The organism is Pantoea eucrina (assembly GCF_002095385.1).
Taxonomy (GTDB): Bacteria; Pseudomonadota; Gammaproteobacteria; order Enterobacterales; family Enterobacteriaceae; genus Pantoea; species Pantoea eucrina.
Genome location: NZ_MIPP01000006.1, coordinates 90,376 through 115,507 on the forward strand (window position 1 = coordinate 90,376; position 25,132 = coordinate 115,507).

A 25,132-nucleotide genomic window follows, 5' to 3' on the forward strand; every position below is an offset into this window, starting at 1 on the left:
CGTGATGCTGGATCTGTTTAGCGATGAAGCGCCGTGGCAGGAGCCACTGGCAGAAGGCGCGGTCATTCTGCGCCGCCGCGCCCGCGATGATGCACCTGCGCTGCTGGCAGCGATTGAAACCGTTGCGGCGCAGCATCCTTTTACGCACCGCATCACGCCGGGAGGCTATCGTATGTCCGTGGCGATGACCAACTGCGGCGATGTTGGCTGGTTCAGCGACGCGCGCGGCTATCGCTACAGCGAACAGGATGTCAGCAATGGCCAGCGCTGGCCCGCAATGCCGCCGCTGTTTCGTCAGCTGGCGCAGCAGTGCGCGCAGGAAGCGGGGTTTAGTCACTTTACGCCAGACGCCTGCCTGATCAACCGCTATACGCCCGGGGCAAAAATGTCGCTGCATCAGGACAAAGATGAGCGCGATCTGCGTCAGCCGATCGTCTCCGTCTCGCTGGGGCTGCCGGCGATATTTCAGTTTGGCGGTTTTGCGCGCGGCGACGCCACCCGGCGCGTGCTGCTGGAGCATGGTGATATCGTGGTGTGGGGCGGGCCGTCGCGGCTGCGCTATCACGGTATTCTGCCGCTTAAACCAGGCGTGCATCCCGCGGCGGGGGCCGTCCGCTATAATCTCACCTTCCGCCGGGCAAACTAACGTAACAGGGAATGAGAATTATTCTTGCTATCATCTGACGGGCCATTAAACTGCAGGCAGCATTTTTTGACCTTTGGAACAGATTGATGGCATTGCTTCAGGTGGTTTTTCGTCAGTATTGCTGGCCGTTTACCGGCGTTCTTTTTCTTACCCTGCTGAGTGCCGCACTCGGTATCGGCCTGATCGCTTATATCAATAATGAGCTGATTGTGGCGATCAATAGCGACGCAACGGTGCTGCCGGCATTTCTCGGTCAGCTGTTTCTGCTGATGGCGGTCACACTCGCTTCGCAGCTGGCGCTGACGCAGCTGGGGCACCATTTTGTCTGGCGGCTGCGGGGCGAGTTCATCAAGCGTATCCTCGATACTAACGTTGAGCGCATCGAACAGCTGGGCAGCGCTCAGCTGCTGGCCGGACTGACCAGCGACGTGCGGGCCATTACCATCGCTTTTGTCCGGCTGCCGGAGCTGATTCAGGGCATTATCATCACGCTGGGATCGGCGATTTACCTTGCCTGGCTCTCGCCGGAAATGCTGCTGGTCACTATGCTGTGGCTGGCGATCACGCTGGTGGGCGGCTGGCTGCTGGTTTCGCGCGTCTACCAGCATATGGCAAAGCTGCGCGATATCGAAGATGATCTCTATCGCGATTTCCAGACCATTATTGAGGGGCGCAAAGAGCTGCAGCTTAACCGCGATCGGGCGCGTCTGATCTACGATACGGTTTATCAGACGAATGCGGGTCGCTATCGCCATCATATTGTGCGCGCCGACACCTTCCATCTCAGCGCCGTTAACTGGTCTAACATCATGATGTTGGGCGGCATCGGTATCGTGTTCTTTATGGCAAACGGTCTCGGCTGGGCCAACACGGCCGTGGCGGCCACCTATTCGCTGACGCTGCTGTTCCTGCGCACGCCGCTGATCTCAGCCGTCGGCGCGCTGCCCACGCTGCTCAGCGCGCAGGTCGCGTTTCGCAAACTCAACCGCTTCGATCTGGCGCCTTATGAGCCTGCCTTCAGCGCCCCGGCACCGGCCAGCGCATGGCAGACGCTGGAGCTGCGCGACGTCTGCTTTCACTATGGCGAACAGGGCTTTGCGGTGGGGCCGATCAATCTGACGCTGCGACGCGGCGAACTGCTGTTCCTTATTGGCGGCAACGGCAGCGGGAAATCCACGCTGGCGATGCTGCTGACCGGCCTCTATCAGCCGCACGCCGGCAGCCTGCTGCTGGATGGTAAAGAGATAAGCAGTCAGCAATCCGATCTGTGGCGGCAGCACTTTTCAGCGGTATTTACCGACGTGCACCTGTTTGACCGCCTGATTGGCCGCGGCGGCGAACCGGCCGATCCGGCACTGGTTCAGCGCTGGCTGGAGCGGCTGAAAATGAGCGAGAAACTGCAGCTGGATGGCAACCGGGTGCTGAATCTGCAGCTGTCGAAAGGGCAGAGCAAGCGCCTGGCGCTGCTGCTGGCGGCCGCGGAAGAGCGGGATATTTTGCTGCTGGATGAATGGGCCGCCGACCAGGACCCTCATTTCCGCCGGATTTTCTACCGCGAGCTGCTGCCCTGGCTGCAGGCGTCAGGCAAAACGGTGTTTGCTATCAGCCATGACGATCACTACTTTACCCATGCCGACAGGCTGCTGGAGATGCGCAACGGACAGCTGGTGGAACTCAGCGGCCGCGAGCGCGATCTGGCCACGCTCGATGCGGTGGAGCGAACGGATACCGGTCGTTAACGTCAGCGGGTAACACTCATCATAACCGGCCATCAGGCCGGTCATGGCACACAGGCGGCATGCGGCAGCGTCAGTGATTGGGCGGGATGGCAAAGCTTTTCAGCTGAACAACAAAGTGCTGATGGCCGCGGGTGATGCGGGCGCCACGATCGCACCAGTGAGTCGCCAGACGAAAGAAGTCGTCGCTGCCGATATCATAGGCCAGCTCTACTTTGCTGATGCCTGAATGCAGAAGCTCCTCTGCATCCTGCAGGCTTTTTGCTTTGATGACCATAATCGATTTCCCATCAAATAAATGAGAGCATCAGAGTAGGGGATCTTCATGACACTTTTGTTGCGCTTTGATGAAAGCCTGAGAATTTCCGGAATAACGGTATCGGCCGGTACTGCGCGATAAACAGGCATGCCAGCCCTGACAGGCATAAAAAAAGCAGCCATAAAGGCTGCTTTTTTCGGGATAATTTGGTCGGCACGAGAGGATTTGAACCTCCGACCCCTGACACCCCATGACAGTGCGCTACCAGGCTGCGCTACGTGCCGAACGTGGAAAACCATACTACTGATTCCCCAGCCGATTGCAAGATGCGTCAGCGTTAACTGCCTCATATTTAATCAGTTTGCCGTGAAGCGCTTCTCTTCCGTCAGCACCTGCAGCAGCAGCGCCAGCTGCGGCTTATGATCCTTCAGCTCACGACCGCTGGCGTCCCACGCGGTATAACTGCCGCTGTTATTCAGCACCAGCGTCACCGATGGCGTGGTGATCACCAGTTTGCCATCTTCACTGCTGGCTACCCAGTTGTGGCTGCGCTGGGCGGCGAACAGATCTTCACCCTGCGAATAGCTGACCGGGCTGGTGCGCACGTGCAGCAGACGCTGCATGAGCGTTGTCATCACATCCTGTTGATCGGTCAGGCGATCGATAGTCTGCGCTGGCGTATTAGGCCAGTGCACCACCAGCGGGATCTGCAGCATCGCGCGGTTGCCCGGGTTATCGCTGTTATTAAAGGTCACCGCACGCTGAGCAGTGATCACCACCACCGTATTTTTCAGCAGGTCGCGCTGCTGCAGCGTGGTCAGTACCGCAGCGATCTGCTCATCCACGCTGCCCGCCTGGCGCAGATAGCTGCGCTGACGCGCCTTCGTGCTGTCGCCGCTGGCGCTTATCCCGTTCAGCGCGACCCAGGAGAACCACGGAGAGCGGCTGTTTTTCTGACCATTGAGCCAGTTCTGCCACTGCGTGACGGTCTGGCTGTTAGGCTGCGAGGTCGCTTCCGGCAGCGTATAGTCCGCCAGCAGCGCCTGCCGGTAGAGCGGCTGATTAAACCCATCAGAAGAGAACAGGCCAAACTGGTAGCCCTGCGCGTTCAGCGCGTTCAGCAGCGCCGACGGCGTGCGCGATGCCAGCACGCCATCCATATAGCTGGAAGAGATGCCGTAAAACAGGCCAAACACCCCTTTTTCAGGCTGCACCCCGGCGCTGTAGTGCCGGGTAAAGCGCACGTTCTCAGCGGCAAACTGCTTCAGCGACGGCAGTGCGCTGTCGAGCGTGGCGTTATTTACGCCATCGACCGTCAGCACCAGCAGGTTATGACCTGTTCCGCCGTCACGGAAGGTGATATCGCTTAACGGATACTGGACCGACAGCGCTTCAGGATCGCCCTGCTGCACCAGACGGCGCTGATACTCCTGCGCATCCAGCAGCCCGTGACGCTCCAGGAAGCGGCGCGCGGTCATCGGATAGGAGAGCGGCAGGTTGGCGCGCTGCATGGTGACAGGACGATAGAAATTGGCATCGGCCCAGATATAGAGCAGATGACTGGCAAAAAAGGCGCTGATAAACAGCGCGGCGAGCGGCTTGCCAAATGAGCGTCGGTTAAGACTGCGCAGCTTCTGCCAGCTCCAGGTGGCAAACAGCATCTCCACCAGAAAAATGCCCGGCACGCTGATAAACATCAGCTGCCAGTCACGCGCCATCTCGCTTTGATCGGGGTTAACCACCAGCTCCCAGACCACCGGATTAAGGTGCAGGTGGAAGCGGTTAAACACGGCGCCATCCACCATAATGAGCGTCAGCCCGGCGGTGGCAACAATCGCGGAGAGTACCCGCAGCAGACGCTGCGACATCACCACAAAGGTAAGCGGGAAAATAATCAGCAGATAGGCGGCAAAAACGATAAAGCTGAAATGGCCAATCCAGCTGGTAAAGGCGTAAATCCGGCCCGCCAGTGAGGAGGGCCAGTCAGCGACCAACAGGTAGCGGCTGCCGAGAGCCAGCGCAAACAGAATATTAAACAGCGCGAACCAGTGCCCCCAGCTAATCATCTGGGAGACTTTTTCACGGTAGCGCTGCCGGTTGGTTACCATATATAGGAGTCAGATCTGCAAATTAATGAGCGTTATCATCGCGCACGGAAGACTGCAACGCTTCCGCGAATGACCGGGCCAGGCTACGGCGCTGGGCTGGTGCGATGTCTGTGTTAATCAAATTGGTGACCATGTTTCCCAGAACCATCAGGGAAAGATCGAGAGGCGCTTTATCTTTTTCAAGAATCTGCGCCAGCTGTGCGAGAAGCTGCTCAACGCGCTCGTCGCTATAACGGGATGATTGTGGCATATCGTCGACTAATCAAGTGTGAAAAGGCGGTATAGTACCGTAACTATGCGATTTTTTCCGCACTTTTATCGCAAGCAAAGCGATCGGTTTGCGTACGCAGTTGAAAGCGACGGCGGGCAGTGATTGAATACGCGCCTGAGTTTAAAGGAGAGTCTATCATGAGTCTGGATATTGACCAGATTGCCCTGCATCAGTTAATCAAACGCGACGAGAATCAGCTGGAGCTGGTACTGCGGGATACGCTGCTGCCGGTAACGCAGGCGGTAAGCAGTATGGCCGAAGAGCTGCATCGCGTGTACAGCGCCAAAAGCAAAGCCTATGGCCTGTTCAATGAAGATAGCGAGCTGGCCGACGCGCTGCGCAACTGTCGTCGCGGGCAGGATGACTTCCTGGCGTTCAGCCGGGCTGCCACCGGACGCCTGCGCGATGAGCTGAGCAAATATCCGTTTGCTGACGGTGGCGTGGTGCTGTTTATGCACTACCGCTATCTGGCGGTAGAGTATCTGCTGGTTGCGGTGCTGAACAGCCAGTCGAGCATGCGCGTTAACGAACAGCTGGATATCAGCAGTACGCACTATCTCGATATCAATCACGCTGATATCGTCGCGCGTATCGATCTGACCGAGTGGGAAACCAGCCCGGAGTCAACGCGCTATCTGACTTTTCTGCGGGGTCGCGTCGGACGTAAAGTAGCTGACTTTTTCATGGATTTCCTCGGGGCCAGCGTCGGTCTCGACGCCAAAGCGCAGAACCGCGGCCTGCTGCAGGCGGTCGATGATTACTGTGCTGAGTCAAATCTGGATAAGAACGAGCGGCAGAACTACCGTCAGCAGGTCTACAGCTACTGTAACGAACAGCTGCAGGCGGGAGAGGAGATTGCGCTGGACGATCTTTCGCAGGAGCTGCCACCGCTGGGTGAGAAAAGCTTTCAGGCGTTTACGCAGGAGCAGGGCTATGAGCTGGAGGAGCACTTTCCGGCCGACCGCAGCACGCTGCGCCAGCTGACAAAATTCTCCGGCAGCGGTGGCGGATTAACGCTTAATTTTGACGCACTGCTGCTTGGCGAGCGTATCTTCTGGGATCCGGCAACCGATACCCTGACCATCAAAGGCACGCCGCCTAACCTGCGCGATCAGCTACAGCGCCGCACCGGCGGGAAGTAAATTGCAGGCATAAAAAAACGCCGCAGAGGCGGCGTTTTTCCGATTTCGTCTGCGATTACGCGCGAACGAAGTCGATGTGGTGCAGTTTTGGCTTGAACGGGTGACGCTGAACAGCCTGAACTTTAACTTTCGTTTCTTTACCGTCAATAACCAGCGTCAGCACATCGGTGTAGAACTCAGGCTTAACCTGCATGTTCATCACGGCGTCGTGATCCAGTTCGATAGAAACTGCAGCTTCATTTCCGCCATAGATGATAGCCGGGAACTTGTTAGCTGTGCGCAGGCGGCGGCTCGCACCCTTACCCTGCTCTTTACGTACTTCTGCGTTGATAGTGAACATCATTATTTCTCTTCAATAATTCCTGCTACAGGCGACCCAGCAACAGGACGGTTATTCAAACGCTTGTGCGGATGCAAAAGCGGGCGGGATTATAGCCGGATCGGGGCAGGGGGGCAAATGATTCTGCCATCTAGCGCAGCTCATTAGCGCGGCGGAAGCGCCCCTGGTAATCAAACACTTTCTCCCGCACCTGCCAGAACTGTCCGCGGGCACGCGCCACCACAAAGTCAGGATGCCGCAGCAGCGGCTGCAGCGCGACCACGTCGGCCGCCTGCTGCCAGCCCAGCTCTACGCCAGGCGCGCGCTGGTGCGGGCGCATAAACAGCTGCTCAAATGCTTTTCGCTGCGCGGGCGTCTGCAGCCGGAAGCGTTCGCTGACGTCGCTGCCATCTTCATCGTAATAGGTCGCTTTCAGCCATTCGCCCTTGTCATCACGGCCATGCGCCAGCGTCATGCCGCTGCAGCGCAGCACTCGCGCATCTTTCAGCTTCAGCGCCGCTTTCAGCATATCATCGGGGTCGACCAGAATTTTGTCGCACTGCTGGCAGCGCCGTGCGGCGATATCATTTTCAGCGCCGCAGTCAGGGCAGCTTTTGAAGCGAAAGCGGAAATCGCACTGTTCACGACCGCCCTCATCATCCTCCAGGATACCCTGACAGCGGCGACCAAAATGCTCAATCACATGCCCGTCTTCGGTAGCTTTTCCCCAGAAGGTATTCGCAAAGCCGCAGGCAGGGCAGAACATCTGCACCGGCTGGTTGTCACTGGCGCCTTTTGGCGCACCCACTTCCGGCGTAAAGAGATCGTGCGGATTACCAGCGTAGTCGAGGATCAGGCAGTCGCGTTTATCCGGAGCCAGGCGCAGTCCGCGTCCGACTATCTGCTGATAGAGGCTGACGGACTCAGTCGGGCGCAGAATCGCGATCAGATCCACGTGCGGTGCGTCGAAGCCGGTGGTCAGTACCGCCACGTTAACCAGAAACTTCAGCTGCTGCGCTTTGAACTGCTGAATTAGCCGGTCACGCTCTTTCACCGCGGTTTCTGCCGAGACCAGCGCGCTGTTCTCCGGCAGCAGCGCCAGAATTTCGCGCGCATGTTCAACCGTGGCGGCGAAGATCATTACGCCGCGCCGATCGTCGGCAAACTCAACGATCTGGCGGATAATCTGTGGCGTGACGCGCTGCTGCTGTTTCAGCTCACGGTTAAGATCCGCTTCGCTGAAGAGGCCGCTGTTCTGCGGCACCAGCCGGCTGAAGTCATACTGCACCACCGGCATATCAAGACGTTCCGGCGGCACCAGAAAACCGTGTTTGATCATGTAGCGTAGCGGCAGCTCGTAGATGCAGTCGCGAAACAGCGCTTTTTCATCGCCGCGTACCATGCCGTGATAGTGGAATTGATAGATCCAGCCTTTGCCCAGCCGGAACGGCGTGGCGGTCAGTCCCAGCAGGCGCAGCTGTGGATTATGCTGGCGCAGGTGGCGGAAGAGCTGCTGATACTGGCTCTCCTCATTGTCGCTGATGCGATGACACTCATCGACAATTACCAGTGAAAAGGCGCTGTCGAAGCGGTCAAGGTTGCGCGCCACGGACTGTACGCTGCCAAATACCACTTTGCCTTCGCTCTGCCTGCGCTGCAGCCCGGCCGCAAAAATATCCGCTTCCAGCCCGTAAGCCTGATACTTGCTGTGGTTCTGCTCGACCAGCTCTTTGACGTGCGCCAGCACCAGCACCCGGCCACGCGCCAGCCGCGCTAGTTCAGCAATGACCAGGCTCTTACCGGCACCGGTGGGCAGCACAATCATCGCCGGCGTGGTATGGCGCCGGAAGTGGGCAACGGTTGCATCAACCGCTTCCTGTTGATAGGGACGAAGTGTAAAGGCCATCAGCATAAACTTTTTTCTGGATCAGAGGCGTATTATGCCATGTAAGCGGATGAAACGCAGGATCGGCACTATTAGCAGGCAAAGCTTCAGGCTATACTGCCCGCACTTTTTTAACGGTTATCCTGGCCGACGTATTCTGCGCACAGGCACCGTTTCAGTTTTTCCCCCGCAGTAACAGGCAAAAGCGAATTCATGCGACTCGACAAATTCATATCTCAGCAACTGGAAGTTAGCCGTGCTATCGCTGGCCGCGAAATTCGCGCCAGAAAGATCACCATCAATGGCGAAATTGTGCGCGATACCGCGTACAAAGTGATGCCGGAAGATGATATTGCCTACGATGGCAACCCGCTGGTGGTACAGCAGGGGCCACGCTACTTTATGCTGAACAAGCCGCAGGGCTATGTCTGCTCCACAGACGATCCCGATCATCCCACTATCCTCTATTTTATTGAGGAGCCGTCAGCCTATAAGCTGCACGCCGCCGGCCGACTCGATATCGATACTACCGGTCTGGTGCTGCTGACGGATGATGGCCAGTGGTCGCATCGCATCACTTCACCACGTCACCATTTAGAAAAAACCTATCTGGTTGAGGTGGAAGCGCCGCTCGATCCGGCACTGGTGGAGACGTTTGCTGCTGGTATCCAGCTGCACAATGAGAAGACGCTGACCAGGCCAGCCCGGCTGGAGATCCTCGATGAAAAAGCGGCGCGACTGACAATCGGCGAAGGGCGCTATCATCAGGTTAAGCGCATGTTTGCCGCGATGGGGAACCATGTGGTTGCGCTCCATCGTGAAAGTATCGGCTCGATTGTGCTGGATGAGGCGCTGGAAGAGGGGGAATATCGCGAACTGACCCCTGAAGAGGTTGACAGCATCGGTCTGCCAGACGAACTGAAACAGCACAAATAACGGAGTACAAGGTGCGCAAGGAGAAAAACTCCCCGGCAGGATTAGTGGTGATTCTGGGATTGCTGGCGATGCTGATGCCGCTCTCCATTGATATGTATCTGCCCGCTATGCCGCAGATTGCCCGCGAATTTGCCGTCTCCGCAGGCAGCGTGCAGATGACGCTGAACCTCTACATCCTGGGCTTCGCTATCGGGCAGCTGGTGTATGGTCCGCTGGCGGACAGCTATGGCCGCAAGCCGGTCATCGTGCTGGGTACGCTGATTTTCGCCTGTGCCGCCGCCGCCTGCGCACTCTCCGGCTCTATCGATCAGCTGATCCTGATGCGCTTTTTGCACGGTCTCTCTGCCGCTGCCGCCAGCGTGGTGATCAACGCCCTGATGCGCGACAGTTATTCAAAAGAGGACTTCTCGCGCATGATGTCCTTTGTGCTGCTGATCACCACAATCGCGCCGCTGGTGGCCCCGGTGCTGGGCGGCTGGCTGCTGCTTATCTGGAGCTGGCACGCTATTTTCTGGGCGCTGGCGATTGCGGCACTGATCACGACCGTGCTGGTGGTGACGCAGGTGCGTGAAACCCTGAAGCCGGAGCAGCGTCAGCGCTTTCATCTGCGTACAATGCTGGGCAATTTTGTGGCGCTGGTACGGCATAAGCGGGTGTTCGGCTATATGCTGGCCAGCGGCTTCTCGTTTGCCGGCTTATTTGCGTTTCTCAACGCTGGTCCCTTTGTTTATATCGAGGTCAACCACGTATCGCCGCAGGATTTTGGCTACTACTTCGGCCTGAATATCATTTTTCTTTTTGTGATGACGCTGATTAACAGCCGCGCGGTGCGCCGTTTTGGTCCGCTGAAGATGTTTCGCCTGGGGCTGACCATTCAGTTTGCTATGGGCATCTGGCTGCTGATTGTCAGCGCGCTGCAGCTCGGCTTTCTGCCGCTGGTGCTGGGCGTGGCGATGTTTATCGGCTGCGTTTCTATTGTCTCCTCTAACGCCATGGCAATTGTACTCGATGAGTTTCCGCACATGGCGGGGACCGCCTCGTCGCTGGCAGGCACGCTGCGCTTTGGCGTCGGGGGTCTGGTGGGCGCGCTGCTGTCGCTGGTCAGTATGAACAGCGCATGGCCAATGGTAGCAACCATCGCGCTGTGCGCCACCCTTTCCATTATCCTGTTCAGCTACGCTGCCCGCCCGCGTAAAACCACTTAATCCCGCAGGGGCCGCATATAAGGTTCTCCATTCCCCGTAGGGGCCGCATTCATGCGGCCCTGGCGTATTCATGCGCGCCCGGCATATTTCCCCTCTCAGGCAAAAAAAGAGAACCATGCTCGCTAAACGCCAGCTATTCGTTATGCTTAATGTTTCCGTGATGTGAAAATTTTTAGACAAAAAAGTAACGCTAATGCGTATAAACTGGTTGTCTGCATCTGGCGATCGCGGTACACATAAGCTTAACTGCGAGAATGCTCGCAAATAACGTATTTTTTCTATGATTTTGTATTTAAAACGCGAAGGTCATCACTGACATCCGTTTTTTGATTTGAGGTGGGATTTCCGGCTGCGGGCACAGGGTTCAGGCCGGAAACAGGATTAACATCTTTGGGGAACACCATGCTGCAGCTCTCTGTTGTGCATCGTCTGCCACATCTTTATCGCTGGTCTGCAGATCAGTTAGGCGAAATTGAACTTCTGGAAACCACCAGCGGCATTAACGATGAAGATCTGGTTGCATTGAGATTACTGAGCCATGAAGGCGCGCTGGCGCTGGATATTCTGCAGCAGCTGCGCGAAACGCTGGCGCAGATTCAGGTGGAGTGCAAAATTGCCCGTTGTGAAGGGCACCCCTGCCTGTTGATCCAGCGAATTAACGAAAGTGCTGCAAGCTGCTGCCTGAAAAATCAGGGCGTGGCCATTGCAGAAGATTTTAACGGACGCTGATCCCCGCCCCTCATTTGCTCATTTGCGCCGAGGCCAGCAGCTGGCGTGTATAAGCTGCCGCTGGCGCAGTGAACAGCACCGCGCTTTCTCCCTGTTCAACCACCTCTCCCTGCCGCAGAACCACCAGCTGATGACAGAGCGCGCGCACTACCTGCATATCATGGCTGATAAAAATATAGGTCAGCTGACGATCCGCCTGCAGGCGTCGCAGCAGCGTCAGGATCTGCTGCTGAACCGGACGATCCAGTGAGGAGGTCGGCTCATCAAGTATCAGCAGCTGTGGCTCAAGGATCAGCGCACGTGCAATCGCAATACGCTGCCGCTGCCCGCCGGAAAATGCTGCCGGATAGCGGCTGCGGCTGTCGGGATCGAGCCCGGTTTCCTGCATAACGGCAATAACGCGGGCATCCTGCTGCGCTGCGCTAAGCTCCGGCCGGTGTACCGCCAGGCCTTCAGCAATAATCTGCTGCACCGTCATGCGCGGATTGAGCGAGGAGTGGGGATCCTGAAAAACGACCTGAATGCGCTGGCGCAGCGGCAGCAGCTCTCTGGCCGTCAGCTGATGCAGCGGCTGGCCGGCAAACCAGATCTCACCGCGTGCGGCGATAAGACGCAGCAGGGCCAGCCCCGTGCTGCTTTTGCCGGAGCCTGATTCACCTACCAGACCCAGGCTCTCGCCCTGATGCAGCGAAAAACTCAGCTGCTTAAGTATCTGCTTCTCCTCTGTTTTGCGCCTGAACCAGCCGCGTCGCAGCGGAAAACTTACCTGCAGATTGCGGACCTGAAGCAGCAGCGGTGTCGCTTTCAGCGGTACCGGTTCACCGGTGGGTTCAGCGGCAAGCAGTTCGCGCGTATAGGGGTGCCGGGGCTGCCGGAACAGCGCGGCGCAGCGATTCTGCTCCATCACGCGTCCGGCACGCATCACGGTAACGCTGTGTGCCAGCTGACGCACGATAGCGAGGTTATGGGTAATAAAAAGCATGCCCATATTCAGCTCGCGCTGCAGTTCGCGCAGCAGCTGTAAAATCTGCTGCTGCACGGTCACATCCAGTGCCGTGGTGGGCTCATCGGCAATCAGCAGCTGCGGCTGCGTCAGCAGCGCCATGGCGATCATGACGCGCTGGCGCTCGCCTCCGGAGAGCTGATGAGGAAAATCGCGCAGGCGGCTCACCGGCTGCCGGATACCGACGCGATCGAGGCAGGCAACGATCTCGCCGCGTGCCGCTTCACGCCGCATGCCCCGGTGCAGCGCCAGCACTTCATTCAGCTGTTTTTCAATCGTATGCAGCGGATTGAGCGACACCATCGGCTCCTGAAAAATCATCGCCATACGGTTGCCACGCAGGCCGCGTAGCGTGCGTTCGCTGGCCTGCAGCAGATCCTGACCCTGAAACAGAATTTCGCCCTGCGGATAACTTACCGCGGGCTGCGGCAGCAGGCGCATCACCGACTGAGCGGTCACGCTTTTCCCGCAGCCCGACTCTCCGACCAGCGCCAGCGTCTCGCCCGCCGCAAGGCGCAGTGAAACATCATGTACGACCCGCTGTTGCTGAAAAGCCACCGCAAGATGATTAATGGTTAACAGATCCACTCAGCCTCCCCGCGCCGGATCAAATGCATCGCGTACCGCCTCGCCGATAAAAATCAGCAGCGACAGCAGCAGCGCCAGCGCAATAAAACCGGACAGCCCGAGCCACGGTGCCTGCAGATTATTTTTGCCCTGCAGCAGCAGCTCGCCCAGTGAAGGCGCACCCACCGGCAAACCGAAACCGAGAAAATCGAGCGAGGTCAGGGTGGTAATTGCGCCGCACAGAATAAAGGGCAGATAGGTCAGGGTCGCTACCAGCGCATTGGGCAGAATGTGGCGCAGCATAATACGGCTGTCGCTGACGCCAAGCGCACGGGCGGCACGCACATAATCGAAATTACGCGTGCGCAAAAACTCGGCCCGCACCACGCCGGCCAGACTCATCCAGCCAAACAGCACCGTCAGCAGCAGCAGCCACCAGAAGCCAGGCTGGATCACGCTGGAAAGCAGGATCAGCATAAACAGCGTTGGCATGCCGGACCAGACTTCAATCAGCCGCTGGCCGGCTAAGTCGATGCGGCCGCCAAAATAGCCCTGCAGCGCCCCGGTGATAATACCGATAACGCTGGAGAAGAGCGTCAGCAGCAGGCCAAACAGCAGAGAGACGCGGGTGCCGTAGAGCAGGCGCGCCAGCACATCGCCCCCGCTGGCATCGGTACCCAGCCAGTTTTGCGCTGACGGAGGCGAAGGGAAGGGTGAACGGGTCGCAAAGTTGATTGTGCTGTCGCTAAAGCGAATCGGGGCCCAGAGTGCCCAGCCCTGGTGCGCAATCCGCTGCTGCAGCCACGGATCCTGATAGTCGGCGGCGGTAGCAAATAGGCCGCCGTAATCCTGTTCGCTGTAATCAACCAGCAGCGGCACATACCAGCGCTGCTGGTAGCGCACCAGCAGCGGTTTTTCATTCGCCAGCAGCTCGGCGGCCAGTGAAAACAGGAAAATCAGCAGAAAAAGCCACAGTGACCAGTAACCCCGGCGGTTGTGACAGAAACGCTGCCAGCGCTGGCGATGAACCGCAGAGAGAGCCATCAGCGCGCCTCAAAATCGATGCGCGGATCGACCAGCGTGTAGGTTAAATCGCTCACAATATTCATCAGCAGGCCAATCAGTGTAAAGATGTAGAGCGTGCCAAACATCACCGGATAGTCACGCTGGATAGTGGCATCATAGCCCAGCAGCCCGAGGCCATTCAGAGAAAACATAACTTCGATTAGCACCGAACTGGTAAAAAACAGGCTGATGAACGTGGCCGGAAAGCCGGCGATCACCAGCAGCATGGCGTTACGAAACACGTGACCATAAAGGATACGTTTTTCATCCAGGCCTTTGGCGCGCGCGGTCATGACATACTGCTTGCGGATTTCATCCAGAAACGCATTTTTTGTCAGCATGGTAAGCGTGGCAAATCCGCCGATGACCGTGGCCAGCACCGGCAGCGCAATGTGCCAGAAGTAGTCGAGGGCTTTGCCATACCACGGCAGCGAGGCAAACTGCGGAGAGGTAAGACCGCGCAGCGGAAACCAGTCGAAATAGCTGCCGCCGGCAAACAGCACGATCAACATGATGGCAAAAATAAAGGCCGGAATAGCGTAGCCAATAATAATCAGCAGGCTGCTCAGGCCGTCGAAACGGCTGCCGTGATGCACCGCTTTCCGGATCCCGAGCGGAATGGAGACCAGATAGATAATCAGGGTGCTCCAGAGTCCCAGGCTGACAGAAACCGGCAGGCTCTCTTTGATCAGCTGCAGCACCGGGGCGCTGCGAAACAGGCTATCGCCAAAGTCAAAGCGCAGATAGTTCCACAGCATCTCGCCATAGCGCTGCAGCAGCGGCTTATCAAAACCGTATCGCCGGGTGATCTCAGCAATCACTTGCGGATCGAGGCCGCGTGCACCGCGATACTGATTGTCACCCGGATTGTCGCGTAGCGACGCACCGCGCGCGCTGCTGTCGCTGCTGCCCGGCAGCCCGGTGGTATAGCCAAACTGAATAGTGGCCAGCGCCTGATCGACCGGGCCGCCGGGTGCTACCTGCACAATAAAAAAATTCAGCGTGATAATCGCCCAGAGGGTCGGGATCACCAGCAATACTCTGCGCAGCAGATAAGCACCCAAGCCAGCCTCCTTAACGTCGATCGGCCGGCAGCCGCCCGGCTTTATTGACATCGTACCACCAGTTTTCCAGCCCGGTTGCGAAAGCGGGCCGGACGGCGGGATAAGCATATTTATTCCAGTAAGCCAGGCGCTGCTCAGCGCTAAACCACATCGGTATCATATACGCCTGCCAGAGCAGAATGCGATCCAGCGCCTGACCCAGCGGCAGCAGCGCCTGCTCATCGCCCTGGTGCGCCACAATCTCTTTGATAAAGTGATCGACCACGGGATCTTTAACGCGCGCGCTGTTCCACGATGAGTCGATATACTCTGACTGCCAGTTCACGCGCAGGCTGGCAGCAGGCCACGGCGCAGCCGGATAGAGCGTCTGAATCATATCGTAGTCGCCTTCGCGCAGCCGGCGCAGAAACTGTGAGTTGTCGACCTGGCGCAGGGTGGCCGTGATGCCCAGCCGGGCCAGACTGTGCTGCCAGGGCAGCGCCCACTCATTCTGCGCGCCGCTGCGCAGCAGGATCTCAAACCGGAACGGTTCACCGCTCTGGCGATTGACCAGCTTCCGGTTGCGGATCTCCCAGCCCGCCTCTTCCAGCAGCTGCATCGCCCGCAGCAAATTAGCCCGGTTATAGCCGCTGCCATCCGAGCGCGGTGGCGTATAGATTTCACTGAAGAGGGCAGGCGGCAGCTGCGCTTTCCACGGCGCCAGCAGCTGCAGCTGTGCCGCGTCGGGATAGCCGGCAGCCGCATATTCTGTGTTCTGAAAATAGCTGCCGGGGCGGCGCCACGCGTGGTAAAACAGCGCCTTATTCATCCACTCAAAATCAAAGGCCAGCGTTAACGCCGCGCGTACCCGGCGATCGGCAAACAGCGTTTTTTGATTATTAAAGGCGAGCCAGCGGGTATCCGTAGCGGCGTCCTGAGGCGTGGTCAGTTTTACGATTGTCTGTTCTGCAAATGGCCCGCCCTTATACTGCGTCGCCCACTTTTTTCCCGACAGCTCTTCGCGCAAATCGTAAGCGCCCGCCCTGAAAGCTTCAAAAGCGACGTTGTCATCGAGATAGTAGTCATAGCGCAGCGTATCCAGATTAAAGCGTCCGCGATTGACCGGCAGATCGGCGGCCCAGTAATCCTTTACCCGACTGTACTGCACAAACTGGCCCGCCTTATAGGCAGAGATCCGGTAGGGTCCGCTGGAGAGCGGCGGGTAGCCAAGCGGCTCATTAAATTTGCGGCTCTGCCAGAACGCTTGCGGCAGCACGGGCAGCGTCAGCCAGCTCAGGATGCGATCTTTATCCGGTCGCGGTGGCGTGATGCGCACCGTAAGGCGATTGAGTGCGGTGACTTCCGTGCCGCGGAACGCGACGCGAAACTGCGGAACGCCTTCGCGCATCAGCTTCTGAAAAGTAAAGGCCACATCGCGGGCGGTGATAGGCGTGCCATCCTGAAAGCGGGCGTGTGGATTGAGGGTAACCTCCATCCAGCGGTAATCCTGAGGATAGCGTGCCACTTCAGCAATCAGCGGATAGTAGCTGGCGGGCTCATCATCTGAGGTGGTAAACAGCGAATCGTAGAGTGTCTCTGTGCCGGCGGCCGGATTTCCGCGTGAAGCAAAGCGGTTGAAGTTATCAAACGTACCGACCACCGCCAGCGTCATGCTGCCGCCTTTCGGGGCAGCGGGATCGGCATAAGCGTAGTGGGTAAAGTTGACCGCGTAGCGCGGCACCCCCAGCTTTGCAAACGCATAGCCTTCACGTACCGGCTCAGCGCGCAGCGGCGTCAGCACGCAGCAGAGCAGCAGAGTGATCAGACGCAGCATAAGTGAAATACTCTCCCGAATAGTCTGTGCTTCAGATCGGCCGGTAAGCGTGTTAAGCCACCTTACCCGAAACGCGGAAAGTTTTGATAGTAGCTGATCAACTTTTCCGGCCGCAGCGGCCGGCTGAACAGGTAGCCCTGCAAATGCGTCACGCCGCGGCTGACCAGCCAGCTGGCCTGTTCGTGCGTCTCCACGCCCTCCGCCACCGTTTTGAGATTGAGCTTCTTAGCCAGCAGCAGCACGGCGTCCAGCACCGGCGAGGTGAGCGTCTCGGTGCCGATGCTCTGAACAAATCCCCGATCTATCTTCAGATAATCAAACGGATACTTTTCCAGATAGATCAGAGCGCTGTGTCCGGTGCCGAAATCATCGATGGCAATGCTGAACTGGTTAGCGCGCAGCCAGGCAAATACCTCTCCGGCGTTGGCTTCTTTCACCATGGTGCGCTCGGTGATCTCAAACACATAGCTGAAGTGGTCAGCAGGCATTGCGGCAATCCACGTCTGAACGTCGTGACGAAAGCTGTCGGCGGCAAGGTGCAGCGGGGAGAGGTTCAGGCTCAGACGCGTACCGCGCGGCAGCTGCTGGCTCAGGCTATGCGCATCGCGCGCGACCAGGCAAAACAGATGCCGGGTAAGCGGAATAATCAGGTTCTGCGCTTCGACATAGCTGATGAACACATCGGGCGGGATCGTACCCTCTATGGGATGCGCCCAGCGCAGCAGCGCTTCCACGCCGTAGGGTTGACCGTTATGCGCCATGATTAACGGCTGATATTCAACGTAGAACTGCCCGCGCCGGATTGCCAGCATGATCTCGCGCGCCGGGCGCTGGTGGCGGTTAAGCAGCACGCCGGTCAGACAGCCGATCATCAGCGCAAACAGGACGCCGGTCAGCAGCGTCATTTGATAGTCGCGCGTTGTCAGCGTGCTGCCATAGAGAACAAAGCGGATATCACTCTGCGGCAGCGTAAGGGCGGTCAGTCCGGCTGGCAGGTCGCGGCGCGGAATAGCGTGGCTGACGTCGCTCTTCAGCGCATTGTTGCCAATAACCAGCGCCATGCCGGTGATTTCAGGGTGATAAGAGGCGAGCAACTGGTAGGGCGCAAGAGAGAGATTTACCGTTGTCAGGATGCCGCTCTCTGCGCCGCCGGGATACTTGAGCCACAGCGCCAGCGCCGGACGCGACGGCAGCAGCGGGGTGCCCGGCAGCAGCCGTATATCGCGATCGCTCTCCAGCTCGGTGGCGGGTGAAATCTCACTAACAGGCAGCCTGAAGGCGCCGGTGGCCGATGAGCACCAGGCGAGGCCGTCCCGCACCAGCAGAATCGCGCGGATATTATCTGCAAAGGCGGCACGCGAGGTGAGTTCACGGCTGACGCTGTTGCAATCCAGCATCGTATACTGCTGCAGCGGACGCAGCGTGTCGGTCAGCGTTGCGAGCATCTGCTGCAGGTCGTCCGCGCTGTGCTGCAGCAGCAGTTCATGCTGCTGCTGGCGTTTATGCCAGGTCAGCGTAAGCAGTATGGTGATAAAAAGAGTAAACGAAACCATGCCTGCCAGCGCACTCTTCCGGAACAGACGGCGCATGTGCGTAGCGTGCGGTTTCAGCGTCCGCGACAGTGGCATGGTGTCAATGTTCCTGATATTGCCATGTGAGTAAACCGTCTGAGGCTGCACCGGAGAGGCTGTGAGAATATAACGAGGATGCCAGGAAAGTCTTGTTATATTTCTGATTACCAACTGGATTTCAGCGGAGTAGATATCCGCAATAAAAAAACGCTGCCGGGGCAGCGTTTCTGTTTTCTCTGGCTGAGAGAATCATCGGAGAGAGGGGTTAGCTTTGATTTTTAGCCAGAACCCGTCGTGCTTCGCGGTAGCGCGTCTTCCAGTAGCTGTCATTGAGATTTGAAATCATGACGCCGCTGCTGGTAGAAGCGTGGACAAAGTTATCATTGCCCAGATAAATGCCGACGTGTCGCCCGGTTGAGCCGGCGCGGAACAGCACTAAATCACCCGGACGCAGTTTACCGCGTGAAATGCCTTTGCCCGTATCCTGCTGCTCATAGGTTGAGCGGGGCAGTTCCAGACCAAACTGGTCGCGAAAGGTGCGCTGAACAAAAGCAGAACAGTCGATGCCACGTTTGGTGTCACCGCCTAAGCGATAGCGAACACCTTTCCAGTCGCTGTACTGTTCCATGATGCGGGACTTGATGTCCACATTCTGCACCATTTGTTCAAATTCGTCCTGAGACGCCTGAAGTAAAAAACCATTGTGGTTGTTAACTTCATGATTCTCGTTTTTCGCATTCTGGCCATTATGGCTGCTGCTACATGCTGATAAAAGTGTTGCTAATGCTACCGCGGGAATGATCCGCCTGAGGTATCTCAGAATTGGTTGAGACTTGACCATTATACGTGTGTTCCTTCGATGTCCTTACGACAGAATGTCGCCAGCCAGATGACAAAACGGGTTGAGATTAATAAGTACAGCGGTCTAAGACAAATCCTTAATTACTAAAATGTGTTAATGCACACATTTTTCGCTCAGTTTGCCACCACATTTTATGCTGCACCAGGGTAATCGAGCTTGAGGTTAACTGATTACAGACCCCGTGGCGAGTGGTTTTATATAAATTTCTATAGGTTTTTTTGATGTAAATTAAAACATTCACTGAACGGCTGCTTTATCACCAATCGGGCGTAATTAATGCGCAAATAAGCGGCGGCTTAAGCAGGTAATTCCGGCGTTAGCGCTGATTTTCAGCGGGTTCTGACTGGACAGGGGATAACAAGAGAAAAGGTTAAGGCTTGTTTGCCATCATGTTTTCTTTTGATGGCAAACTGTTAGGTTGCTAATAGTTTTTTTAAACATTCAATAAGCGCAGGCGGGTCACTTTTTGCTCTCCGGTTACCTGCGCTAAACAATTACCCGCGTGGCTTATATTTGCCAGGCAGCGTGCGATATAGCCACGCCACCAGTTTGTCGCTGGCCGGCGTTAATAACCACCAGCTCAGTCCAACTAATATTACCGACAGCGAACCCACGGCAATATCGGTAAACCAGTGGGCGCCGGCCATTATGCGCGGCAGGGCAAACAGCACCACAATCAGCACGCCGGTTAAAAATGCCCGGAAGCCGAAATAGCGCCACATAAAGCAGGCAAAAATAATCAGCATCATGCCGTGGTCGCCAGGAAAACTGTCGCGCGAGGCATCCTTTGCCGGAATACCGGTGAGTTCACTGACGCGATGGACGTTATCAAAAAACAGCGTCGGGCTGGCGTGTTTCACCGGCAGCAGATGTCCCAGCTGGTTAAGTAAAACTGCCGTCAGCAGCATAGTTATCCCGATAGCCAGCATACGACGACGGCCTTCAGGCGTTTCGCGTCGCCAGAAGGCGAGGTAGAGCAGCCCCATCGCCAGCAGTGAAACCGCATCAAAACCGCGATAGTTGGTAATCGCCACCAGGACGGCAAATGCGTGGTGATCGACCATCAGATCGTTGAAGCTGAAAAAGATCCCTTTATCGATAGTGAACCAGAAACCGTGATTGGCTGGCAGATACCACGAGAGAAATAGCATCACACCCAGCGCATTAAGCAGCAGGATGGTGACAAGACGTGTTGCGCGCATAAAAAGTAACACCCAAAAAGTGAAATAACGGGCAAACCTATCGCAATTAATTTAAACGAATCTTCAACAGCGAGGTCTGCAGAGCATTCCAGTCGGCTGGCTGATGATGGATCAGTTCAATACGGCTGTCGGGAGGCGCGACCGGACGGGTTTCAATAAACAGATCGTCCCCCTGTCGGTTAACGTTCACCAGGCCATCTGGCGTACGCAGCACGCCTTTTACCCGATCGACCGGCGCACGTCGCGCCCATTCCAGCAGTGGAATGGTATCAAACTGCGTCTCTTCATCGAAAATCCAGCCACACGAAGCATAGCCCTGACCTTCATTTAACGCACGCCGCCAGCGCGCCTGACCCTCCAGTTTCAGCGCCGCCAGTCCCTGTGGGCGGGTGCTGTGAGCGTGGTGGAGTGCGTCCGGAACCGGGCGATCGTGTTGTGCGGGGTGTGTCAGCAGCGCCGGGTCTATTTTCCCCCAGGCTGTCTCTGTCAGCAGGCGATCGCCCAGATTGTCCCGCTGCCAGTCCGCCAGACGCTGGCGATCTTCCGGCTGCCAGCGATCGCTTTTACTGGCGACGATAATGTCAGCGGCAGTGAGCTGATCGCGAAAATTTTCGTTTGCGGCCACGCGCGCATCAGCAAGCTGACGCGGATCGAGCAGCGTCAGCGTCGCATCCACCGTTATCCACGGCTGATAGACGGCGGCGCGCAGCATATTAAGTAACTGTTTGGGATGGCCAAGGCCGGTGGGTTCGATAATCAGACGATCGGGTCTCGCCTGTTTCAGCAGCATATTAAGCCCGACCTGCAGCGGCAGACCGTTAACGCAGCACATGCAGCCGCCGGGGATCTCTTTTAGTTCAGCGCCGCGGTTGGCCAGCAGGGCGCCGTCTATACCGACTTCGCCAAACTCATTGACCAGAATAGCCCATTTTTCATCGGCCGGTTTATGCGCAAGCAGATGCAGCAGCGTGGTGGTTTTACCGCTGCCGAGAAAGCCGGTAATGAGGTTAACGCGCGTCATAGTTTCTCCCTGTGGCCTGCTGCTGTCTGGCAGGCAGTGAACTGAGCGCGCGGCCGGTAACGCGGGCCGCGCCGGATGTTGTTATAGTATAACAACCTGCCGGGCGCGGACAACGCAGCGATCAGTCAGCGCGGCTCATATAGCGCCGTTCAGCTACGTGAATGCGAATACGGTCGCCGTTGCTGAGGTATTCAGGCACCTGCACCGAGAGGCCGGTACTCATCACCGCGGGTTTGGTGCGCGCGCTGGCAGAGGCGCCTTTGATGCCGGGCGTGGTATCAGCAATCACCATATCCACCGTCTGCGGCAGCTCCAGCGCCAGTACCTGGCCCTCCATCGTCAGCACCTGCATACCGGGAATACCGCCCTCCGGGATAAACAGCAGCTCTTCGGCAATCTGCTCCTGCTTAAAGTTGTAGGGCGTGTAATCTTCATCATCCATAAAGACATATTCGTCGCCGTCGATATAAGAGAAGGTCACCGGGCGACGGCTCAGCTGAATGGCATCGATAATATCGTCGCCTTTAAACCGCTCTTCGACCTTGAGGCCGGTACGCACATCGGTAAACCGCATTTTATAGAGCGTGGCTGCCCCGCGTGCGCTGGGACTCTGCACATCAATATCCTTCACCAGCAACAGCTTGCCGTTCCAGGTCACGACCATTCCTTTTTTGATTTCGTTTGCCTTAGGCATGATGTTATTTACTCAGAAAAGAGAGGTGCGCGTCACGTTACGCGCGCGACCGGAAACAGGCAAGTAAGGCCCTGTAAAATTGTTATCTGCACATAGCTTTCAGCAGGCGGGGCTGCTATTGTCGCCGCGAAATCTCTGCCGGAGCGCTTCATGTTATGCCGCGACCAGTGCGGTGCCTGCTGCACCGCGCCCTCAATTTCTTCGCCTATTCCGGGTATGCCTCATGGCAAGCCCGCCAATACGCCCTGCGTTCAGCTGGATGCGCAGCAGCGCTGCCAGCTGTTTGGTTCGCCGCTGCGTCCGGCCGTCTGTGCTGGCCTGCAGCCTGGACCGGAAATGTGTGGCAGCAGCCGGGATGACGCAATGATCTATCTGCTGCAGCTTGAGGCAGAGACGGCACCCTGAAAAGCTGTAAGCCTGCTGAAAATCTGCCCGACCCGCCGCCTTTACTTTCAGCAAACTCATCAGCTGAGGCGTGCGAAAAATCTTAATTTCCCGATGAAGTGTGCGTAGCGTCAAAGATCTGTTCTTTGGTTTACGCATTTTCTTGCCTCGAAGAGCCGCCTGTACCATATTCCCTGAAACGTTTCAGCGTTGTAGTTGCGGCTAAGTGGCTGTGATGCAGCGTGTTTTTTCGCCATTAAGCTGAAACGATTCAATTCAGCAAGCGAGGAGAGATATGTTCCAGCTCGAAGTTCAGGCCATCCATACCGGCGCCACGGCACAGACAAAAGAAGACGCTATTCGTCAGGTTGCCGCCGCGCTGACCGCAGCAGGCAACGTTGCTGAAGGCTATGTCAGCGGCATGCTGGCTCGCGAACAGCAGACCAGCACCTTTCTCGGCAACGGCATCGCTATTCCACACGGCACCACCGACACCCGTGACCTGGTGCTGAAAACCGGCGTACAGGTTTTTCAGTTTCCCCAGGGCGTAGAGTGGGGCGAAGGGCAGATTGCCTATGTGGCTATCGGCATCGCCGCTAAATCAGATGAGCACCTGGCGCTGCTGCGTCAGCTGACGCATGTGTTAAGCGATGACAGCGTGGCAGAGCAGCTAAAAACGGCCTCTGCTGAGGATCTGCGTGCGCTGCTGATGGGTGAGAAGCAGGGAGCTGAATTTACCTTTGATACCTCGCTGATTGCGGTGGATGTCGCGGCGAGCGATCTGATCACGCTGCAGGCGCTGAATGCCGGTCGTCTGCAGGCGGCAGGCGCGGTTGACGCCGCATTTATCACCGACGTTATCTCCCGCACGCCGCTGAGTCTGGGGCAGGGGATCTGGCTGAACGACAGCGCGCAGGGTAACCTGGGCAGCGCTGTCGCGGTAAGCCGCCCGGCGGTGCCGTTTGACCGGCAGGGCGAGCGCGTGGCGCTGCTGCTGACGGTTGCCGCAGTGGATGAGCGTCCGCTGGAGGTGCTGGGCTACCTGAGTAACCTGCTGCAGAACAATAAAGCTGAACGTCTGCTGAAAGCGGATGCAGCCGGCGTACTGGCGCTGCTCACCAGCGAAGTGGATGAAGCCGCTGAAGTGCTGACCGCAGAATTTACCATTCGCAATGAGCATGGCCTGCATGCGCGTCCGGGCACTGCGCTGGTCAGCGTTATCAAGCAGTTTAACAGTGATGTCACGGTTACCAACCTTGACGGCAGCGGTAAGCCCGCTAACGGCCGCAGCCTGATGAAAGTGGTGGCGCTGGGCGTGAAGAAAGGCCATCGCCTGCGCTTTACCGCCAGCGGTGATGATGCGCCGCAGGCGATGCAGGCTATCGAAGAGGCCATTAATTCCGGTCTGGGCGAGGGGGCAGCATGAGCCGTCGCGTCGCCACCATTACGCTGAACCCGGCGTATGACCTGGTTGGCTTTACGCCGGAGATAGAGCGCGGTGAAGTCAATCTGGTCAAAACCACCGGCCTGCATGCGGCAGGCAAAGGGATCAACGTTGCCAAAGTACTCAAAGATCTCGGCATCGACGTCACCGTCGGCGGCTTTCTTGGCCGGGAAAATCAGGATGGCTTCCAGCAGCTGTTCAGCGAGCTGGGAATAGCCAATCGCTTTCAGGTCGTGCAGGGGCGTACCCGCATCAACGTAAAGCTTACAGAGAAAGATGGCGAGGTAACCGACCTCAACTTCTCCGGCTTTGAAGTAACCGCGCAGGACTGGGAGCGCTTTACCGCAGATTCACTCACCTGGCTCGGCCAGTTCGATATGGTCTGCGTCAGCGGCAGCCTGCCGGGCGGCGTGACGCCAGAGGCGTTTACCCGCTGGATGAGCGATCTGCGTACGCTCTGTCCGTGCATCATTTTTGACAGTAGCCGTGATGCGCTGGTTGCGGGTCTGAAAGCCGCCCCGTGGCTGGTTAAACCAAACCGGCGCGAGCTGGAGATCTGGGCTAACCGCAAGCTGCCTGAACTGCAGGATGTGATTAACGCGGCGCATGAACTGCGCGAGCAGGGCATTGCTCACGTGGTGATCTCGCTCGGCGCAGAAGGTGCACTCTGGGTCAACGCATCTGGCGAATGGCTGGCAAAACCGCCGGTCTGTGAGGTTGTCAGCACGGTCGGTGCCGGTGACTCCATGGTCGGCGGCCTGATTTATGGCCTGCTGATGCGTGAATCCAGCGAACATACGCTGCGACTGGCTACCGCCGTGGCGGCAATGGCTGTCAGCCAGAGCAACGTCGGCGTAGCCGATCGTACCCGGTTGGCCGCGATGATGGCGCGCGTCGACTTACAACCCGTTAACTAACAGCAGGAGAGCGATGATAATGAAAACGCTGCTGATAAAAGATTCTTCACTGGGACTGGCCTCCGCACATCTGGCTATCGAACGTCTGCGTGCTGCAGCAGCACAGGCCGGACTGGAGCTGGTCAGCACTGCCGCTGAAGCCGAACTGATCCTGGTTGCCGGCGACAATATTCCGGAAGATACGCAGCTGACGGGCAAATCCGTAGCGCGCGTTGATGTGCAGCAGGCGCTGCGCGATCCTCAGGCGGCGATAGCACAGGCGCAGGCAAACGCGCAGCGCTGGCAGCCC

23 protein-coding genes, 1 tRNA gene and 1 pseudogene are annotated in these 25,132 nt (G+C 57.5%); 10 read left to right on the forward strand and 15 right to left on the reverse strand.

The annotated features are described in order from the left end of the window. Positions 1-4 precede the first annotated feature (4 nt). Both alkB and HA43_RS05135 read left to right on the forward strand, forming a co-directional pair. Entirely contained in the window at positions 5-646 is a 642-nt protein-coding gene (gene alkB / locus HA43_RS05130; protein ID WP_039385509.1) for a DNA oxidative demethylase AlkB, read from the forward strand. A gap of 86 nt (positions 647-732) precedes the next feature. Beyond that, positions 733-2,385: a multidrug ABC transporter permease/ATP-binding protein gene (locus HA43_RS05135; RefSeq protein WP_094111130.1), complete on the forward strand. Its 1,653-nt coding sequence runs from the start codon at positions 733-735 to the stop codon at positions 2,383-2,385. A 70-nt stretch (positions 2,386-2,455) separates the two neighbouring features. On the opposite strand, the gene HA43_RS05140 is transcribed toward HA43_RS05135, so the two are convergent. The 4 genes from HA43_RS05140 to HA43_RS05155 all read right to left on the reverse strand — a co-directional run bounded on the left by HA43_RS05140 (position 2,456) and on the right by HA43_RS05155 (position 4,999). After that, positions 2,456-2,659, reverse strand: coding sequence for a hypothetical protein (locus HA43_RS05140; RefSeq protein ID WP_039385513.1), 204 nt, complete (start codon positions 2,657-2,659; stop codon positions 2,456-2,458). A 189-nt stretch (positions 2,660-2,848) separates the two neighbouring features. Next, positions 2,849-2,925, reverse strand: a tRNA-Pro gene (locus tag HA43_RS05145). A 72-nt stretch (positions 2,926-2,997) separates the two neighbouring features. Next, the gene (gene yejM, locus HA43_RS05150) at positions 2,998-4,749 is read right to left on the reverse strand and encodes an LPS biosynthesis-modulating metalloenzyme YejM (RefSeq protein WP_071668047.1); all 1,752 of its coding nucleotides are present in this window, start codon (positions 4,747-4,749) and stop codon (positions 2,998-3,000) included. A 22-nt stretch (positions 4,750-4,771) separates the two neighbouring features. Beyond that, positions 4,772-4,999, reverse strand: a complete 228-nt coding sequence (locus HA43_RS05155) for a YejL family protein (RefSeq protein WP_039385503.1) — start codon at positions 4,997-4,999, stop codon at positions 4,772-4,774. Positions 5,000-5,157: 158 nt separating this feature from the next. Here HA43_RS05155 and yejK point away from each other — a divergent pair, with 158 nt between their 5' ends. Beyond that, the gene (yejK, locus tag HA43_RS05160) at positions 5,158-6,162 is read left to right on the forward strand and encodes a nucleoid-associated protein YejK (RefSeq protein ID WP_094111131.1); all 1,005 of its coding nucleotides are present in this window, start codon (positions 5,158-5,160) and stop codon (positions 6,160-6,162) included. Between the two features lie 55 nt (positions 6,163-6,217). Here the strand turns inward: yejK and rplY are convergent, their stop codons facing one another. After that, complete coding sequence (gene rplY / locus HA43_RS05165) at positions 6,218-6,502, reverse strand: 50S ribosomal protein L25 (RefSeq protein ID WP_094111143.1); 285 nt, start codon at positions 6,500-6,502, stop codon at positions 6,218-6,220. A 130-nt stretch (positions 6,503-6,632) separates the two neighbouring features. Then, the gene (gene radD / locus HA43_RS05170) at positions 6,633-8,387 is read right to left on the reverse strand and encodes a DNA repair helicase RadD (protein WP_094111144.1); all 1,755 of its coding nucleotides are present in this window, start codon (positions 8,385-8,387) and stop codon (positions 6,633-6,635) included. A gap of 192 nt (positions 8,388-8,579) precedes the next feature. On the opposite strand from radD, the gene rsuA reads away from it, so the two are divergent. The 3 genes from rsuA to HA43_RS05185 all read left to right on the forward strand — a co-directional run bounded on the left by rsuA (position 8,580) and on the right by HA43_RS05185 (position 11,236). Next, positions 8,580-9,302, forward strand: coding sequence for a 16S rRNA pseudouridine(516) synthase RsuA (rsuA, locus tag HA43_RS05175; RefSeq protein ID WP_039385498.1), 723 nt, complete (start codon positions 8,580-8,582; stop codon positions 9,300-9,302). Positions 9,303-9,313: 11 nt separating this feature from the next. Then, entirely contained in the window at positions 9,314-10,507 is a 1,194-nt protein-coding gene (locus tag HA43_RS05180) for a Bcr/CflA family multidrug efflux MFS transporter (RefSeq protein ID WP_039385496.1), read from the forward strand. A gap of 402 nt (positions 10,508-10,909) precedes the next feature. After that, on the forward strand, positions 10,910-11,236 hold the full coding sequence (locus tag HA43_RS05185) for a YejG family protein (RefSeq protein ID WP_094111132.1): 327 nt from the start codon (positions 10,910-10,912) through the stop codon (positions 11,234-11,236). A gap of 10 nt (positions 11,237-11,246) precedes the next feature. Here the strand turns inward: HA43_RS05185 and yejF are convergent, their stop codons facing one another. The 9 genes from yejF to yeiP form a co-directional block, all read right to left on the reverse strand. Next, positions 11,247-12,827 (reverse strand): microcin C ABC transporter ATP-binding protein YejF, encoded by a 1,581-nt coding sequence (yejF, locus tag HA43_RS05190; RefSeq protein ID WP_094111133.1) that lies wholly within the window; start codon positions 12,825-12,827, stop codon positions 11,247-11,249. Further along, complete coding sequence (locus HA43_RS05195; RefSeq protein WP_094111134.1) at positions 12,828-13,850, reverse strand: ABC transporter permease; 1,023 nt, start codon at positions 13,848-13,850, stop codon at positions 12,828-12,830. It lies immediately after the preceding gene. Further along, positions 13,850-14,935, reverse strand: coding sequence for a microcin C ABC transporter permease YejB (locus HA43_RS05200; RefSeq protein ID WP_094111135.1), 1,086 nt, complete (start codon positions 14,933-14,935; stop codon positions 13,850-13,852). The genes HA43_RS05195 and HA43_RS05200 overlap by 1 nt, the downstream gene beginning before the upstream one ends. A gap of 10 nt (positions 14,936-14,945) precedes the next feature. Next, complete coding sequence (locus HA43_RS05205; RefSeq protein WP_071668042.1) at positions 14,946-16,748, reverse strand: extracellular solute-binding protein; 1,803 nt, start codon at positions 16,746-16,748, stop codon at positions 14,946-14,948. Between the two features lie 62 nt (positions 16,749-16,810). Further along, positions 16,811-18,376: a cyclic di-GMP phosphodiesterase gene (locus HA43_RS05210; RefSeq protein WP_094111136.1), complete on the reverse strand. Its 1,566-nt coding sequence runs from the start codon at positions 18,374-18,376 to the stop codon at positions 16,811-16,813. Between the two features lie 208 nt (positions 18,377-18,584). Next, positions 18,585-19,160 carry a bifunctional murein DD-endopeptidase/murein LD-carboxypeptidase gene (gene mepS, locus HA43_RS05215; protein WP_071668040.1) on the reverse strand — a complete coding sequence of 192 codons (576 nt, stop codon included), beginning with the start codon at positions 19,158-19,160 and terminating at the stop codon, positions 18,585-18,587. A gap of 515 nt (positions 19,161-19,675) precedes the next feature. After that, the gene (locus HA43_RS05220) at positions 19,676-20,383 is read right to left on the reverse strand and encodes a phosphatase PAP2 family protein (protein WP_071668039.1); all 708 of its coding nucleotides are present in this window, start codon (positions 20,381-20,383) and stop codon (positions 19,676-19,678) included. A gap of 46 nt (positions 20,384-20,429) precedes the next feature. Then, on the reverse strand, positions 20,430-21,404 hold the full coding sequence (locus HA43_RS05225; RefSeq protein WP_071668038.1) for a CobW family GTP-binding protein: 975 nt from the start codon (positions 21,402-21,404) through the stop codon (positions 20,430-20,432). Positions 21,405-21,525: 121 nt separating this feature from the next. Then, positions 21,526-22,098 (reverse strand): elongation factor P-like protein YeiP, encoded by a 573-nt coding sequence (gene yeiP / locus HA43_RS05230; protein WP_094111137.1) that lies wholly within the window; start codon positions 22,096-22,098, stop codon positions 21,526-21,528. Positions 22,099-22,248: 150 nt separating this feature from the next. On the opposite strand from yeiP, the gene HA43_RS05235 reads away from it, so the two are divergent. The 4 genes and pseudogenes from HA43_RS05235 to HA43_RS05250 all read left to right on the forward strand — a co-directional run. Further along, complete coding sequence (locus HA43_RS05235; RefSeq protein WP_071668037.1) at positions 22,249-22,503, forward strand: YkgJ family cysteine cluster protein; 255 nt, start codon at positions 22,249-22,251, stop codon at positions 22,501-22,503. Positions 22,504-22,777: 274 nt separating this feature from the next. Further along, positions 22,778-23,908, forward strand: a complete 1,131-nt coding sequence (gene fruB, locus HA43_RS05240) for a fused PTS fructose transporter subunit IIA/HPr protein (RefSeq protein ID WP_094111138.1) — start codon at positions 22,778-22,780, stop codon at positions 23,906-23,908. Further along, on the forward strand, positions 23,905-24,843 hold the full coding sequence (gene fruK, locus HA43_RS05245; RefSeq protein WP_039385473.1) for a 1-phosphofructokinase: 939 nt from the start codon (positions 23,905-23,907) through the stop codon (positions 24,841-24,843). The genes fruB and fruK overlap by 4 nt, the downstream gene beginning before the upstream one ends. Positions 24,844-24,862: 19 nt before the next feature. Continuing rightward, positions 24,863-25,132, forward strand: a pseudogene (locus HA43_RS05250) (PTS fructose transporter subunit EIIBC); the annotation flags it as partial.

What these genes read in the sequence shown, in the direction of transcription:
- HA43_RS05225 (WP_071668038.1), bottom strand. Translation starts at nt 21,404, where the DNA reads ATGACGCGCGTTAACCTCATTACCGGCTTTCTCGGCAGCGGTAAAACC.
- alkB (WP_039385509.1), top strand. Translation starts at nt 5, where the DNA reads ATGCTGGATCTGTTTAGCGATGAAGCGCCGTGGCAGGAGCCACTGGCA.
- yejK (WP_094111131.1), top strand. Translation starts at nt 5,158, where the DNA reads ATGAGTCTGGATATTGACCAGATTGCCCTGCATCAGTTAATCAAACGC.
- yeiP (WP_094111137.1), bottom strand. Translation starts at nt 22,098, where the DNA reads ATGCCTAAGGCAAACGAAATCAAAAAAGGAATGGTCGTGACCTGGAAC.
- mepS (WP_071668040.1), bottom strand. Translation starts at nt 19,160, where the DNA reads ATGGTCAAGTCTCAACCAATTCTGAGATACCTCAGGCGGATCATTCCC.
- fruB (WP_094111138.1), top strand. Translation starts at nt 22,778, where the DNA reads ATGTTCCAGCTCGAAGTTCAGGCCATCCATACCGGCGCCACGGCACAG.
- fruK (WP_039385473.1), top strand. Translation starts at nt 23,905, where the DNA reads ATGAGCCGTCGCGTCGCCACCATTACGCTGAACCCGGCGTATGACCTG.
- HA43_RS05195 (WP_094111134.1), bottom strand. Translation starts at nt 13,850, where the DNA reads ATGGCTCTCTCTGCGGTTCATCGCCAGCGCTGGCAGCGTTTCTGTCAC.
- HA43_RS05205 (WP_071668042.1), bottom strand. Translation starts at nt 16,748, where the DNA reads ATGCTGCGTCTGATCACTCTGCTGCTCTGCTGCGTGCTGACGCCGCTG.
- radD (WP_094111144.1), bottom strand. Translation starts at nt 8,387, where the DNA reads ATGGCCTTTACACTTCGTCCCTATCAACAGGAAGCGGTTGATGCAACC.
- yejM (WP_071668047.1), bottom strand. Translation starts at nt 4,749, where the DNA reads ATGGTAACCAACCGGCAGCGCTACCGTGAAAAAGTCTCCCAGATGATT.
- HA43_RS05135 (WP_094111130.1), top strand. Translation starts at nt 733, where the DNA reads ATGGCATTGCTTCAGGTGGTTTTTCGTCAGTATTGCTGGCCGTTTACC.
- HA43_RS05185 (WP_094111132.1), top strand. Translation starts at nt 10,910, where the DNA reads ATGCTGCAGCTCTCTGTTGTGCATCGTCTGCCACATCTTTATCGCTGG.
- HA43_RS05140 (WP_039385513.1), bottom strand. Translation starts at nt 2,659, where the DNA reads ATGGTCATCAAAGCAAAAAGCCTGCAGGATGCAGAGGAGCTTCTGCAT.
- rplY (WP_094111143.1), bottom strand. Translation starts at nt 6,502, where the DNA reads ATGTTCACTATCAACGCAGAAGTACGTAAAGAGCAGGGTAAGGGTGCG.
- HA43_RS05220 (WP_071668039.1), bottom strand. Translation starts at nt 20,383, where the DNA reads ATGCGCGCAACACGTCTTGTCACCATCCTGCTGCTTAATGCGCTGGGT.
- rsuA (WP_039385498.1), top strand. Translation starts at nt 8,580, where the DNA reads ATGCGACTCGACAAATTCATATCTCAGCAACTGGAAGTTAGCCGTGCT.
- HA43_RS05155 (WP_039385503.1), bottom strand. Translation starts at nt 4,999, where the DNA reads ATGCCACAATCATCCCGTTATAGCGACGAGCGCGTTGAGCAGCTTCTC.
- HA43_RS05235 (WP_071668037.1), top strand. Translation starts at nt 22,249, where the DNA reads ATGTTATGCCGCGACCAGTGCGGTGCCTGCTGCACCGCGCCCTCAATT.
- HA43_RS05210 (WP_094111136.1), bottom strand. Translation starts at nt 18,376, where the DNA reads ATGCCACTGTCGCGGACGCTGAAACCGCACGCTACGCACATGCGCCGT.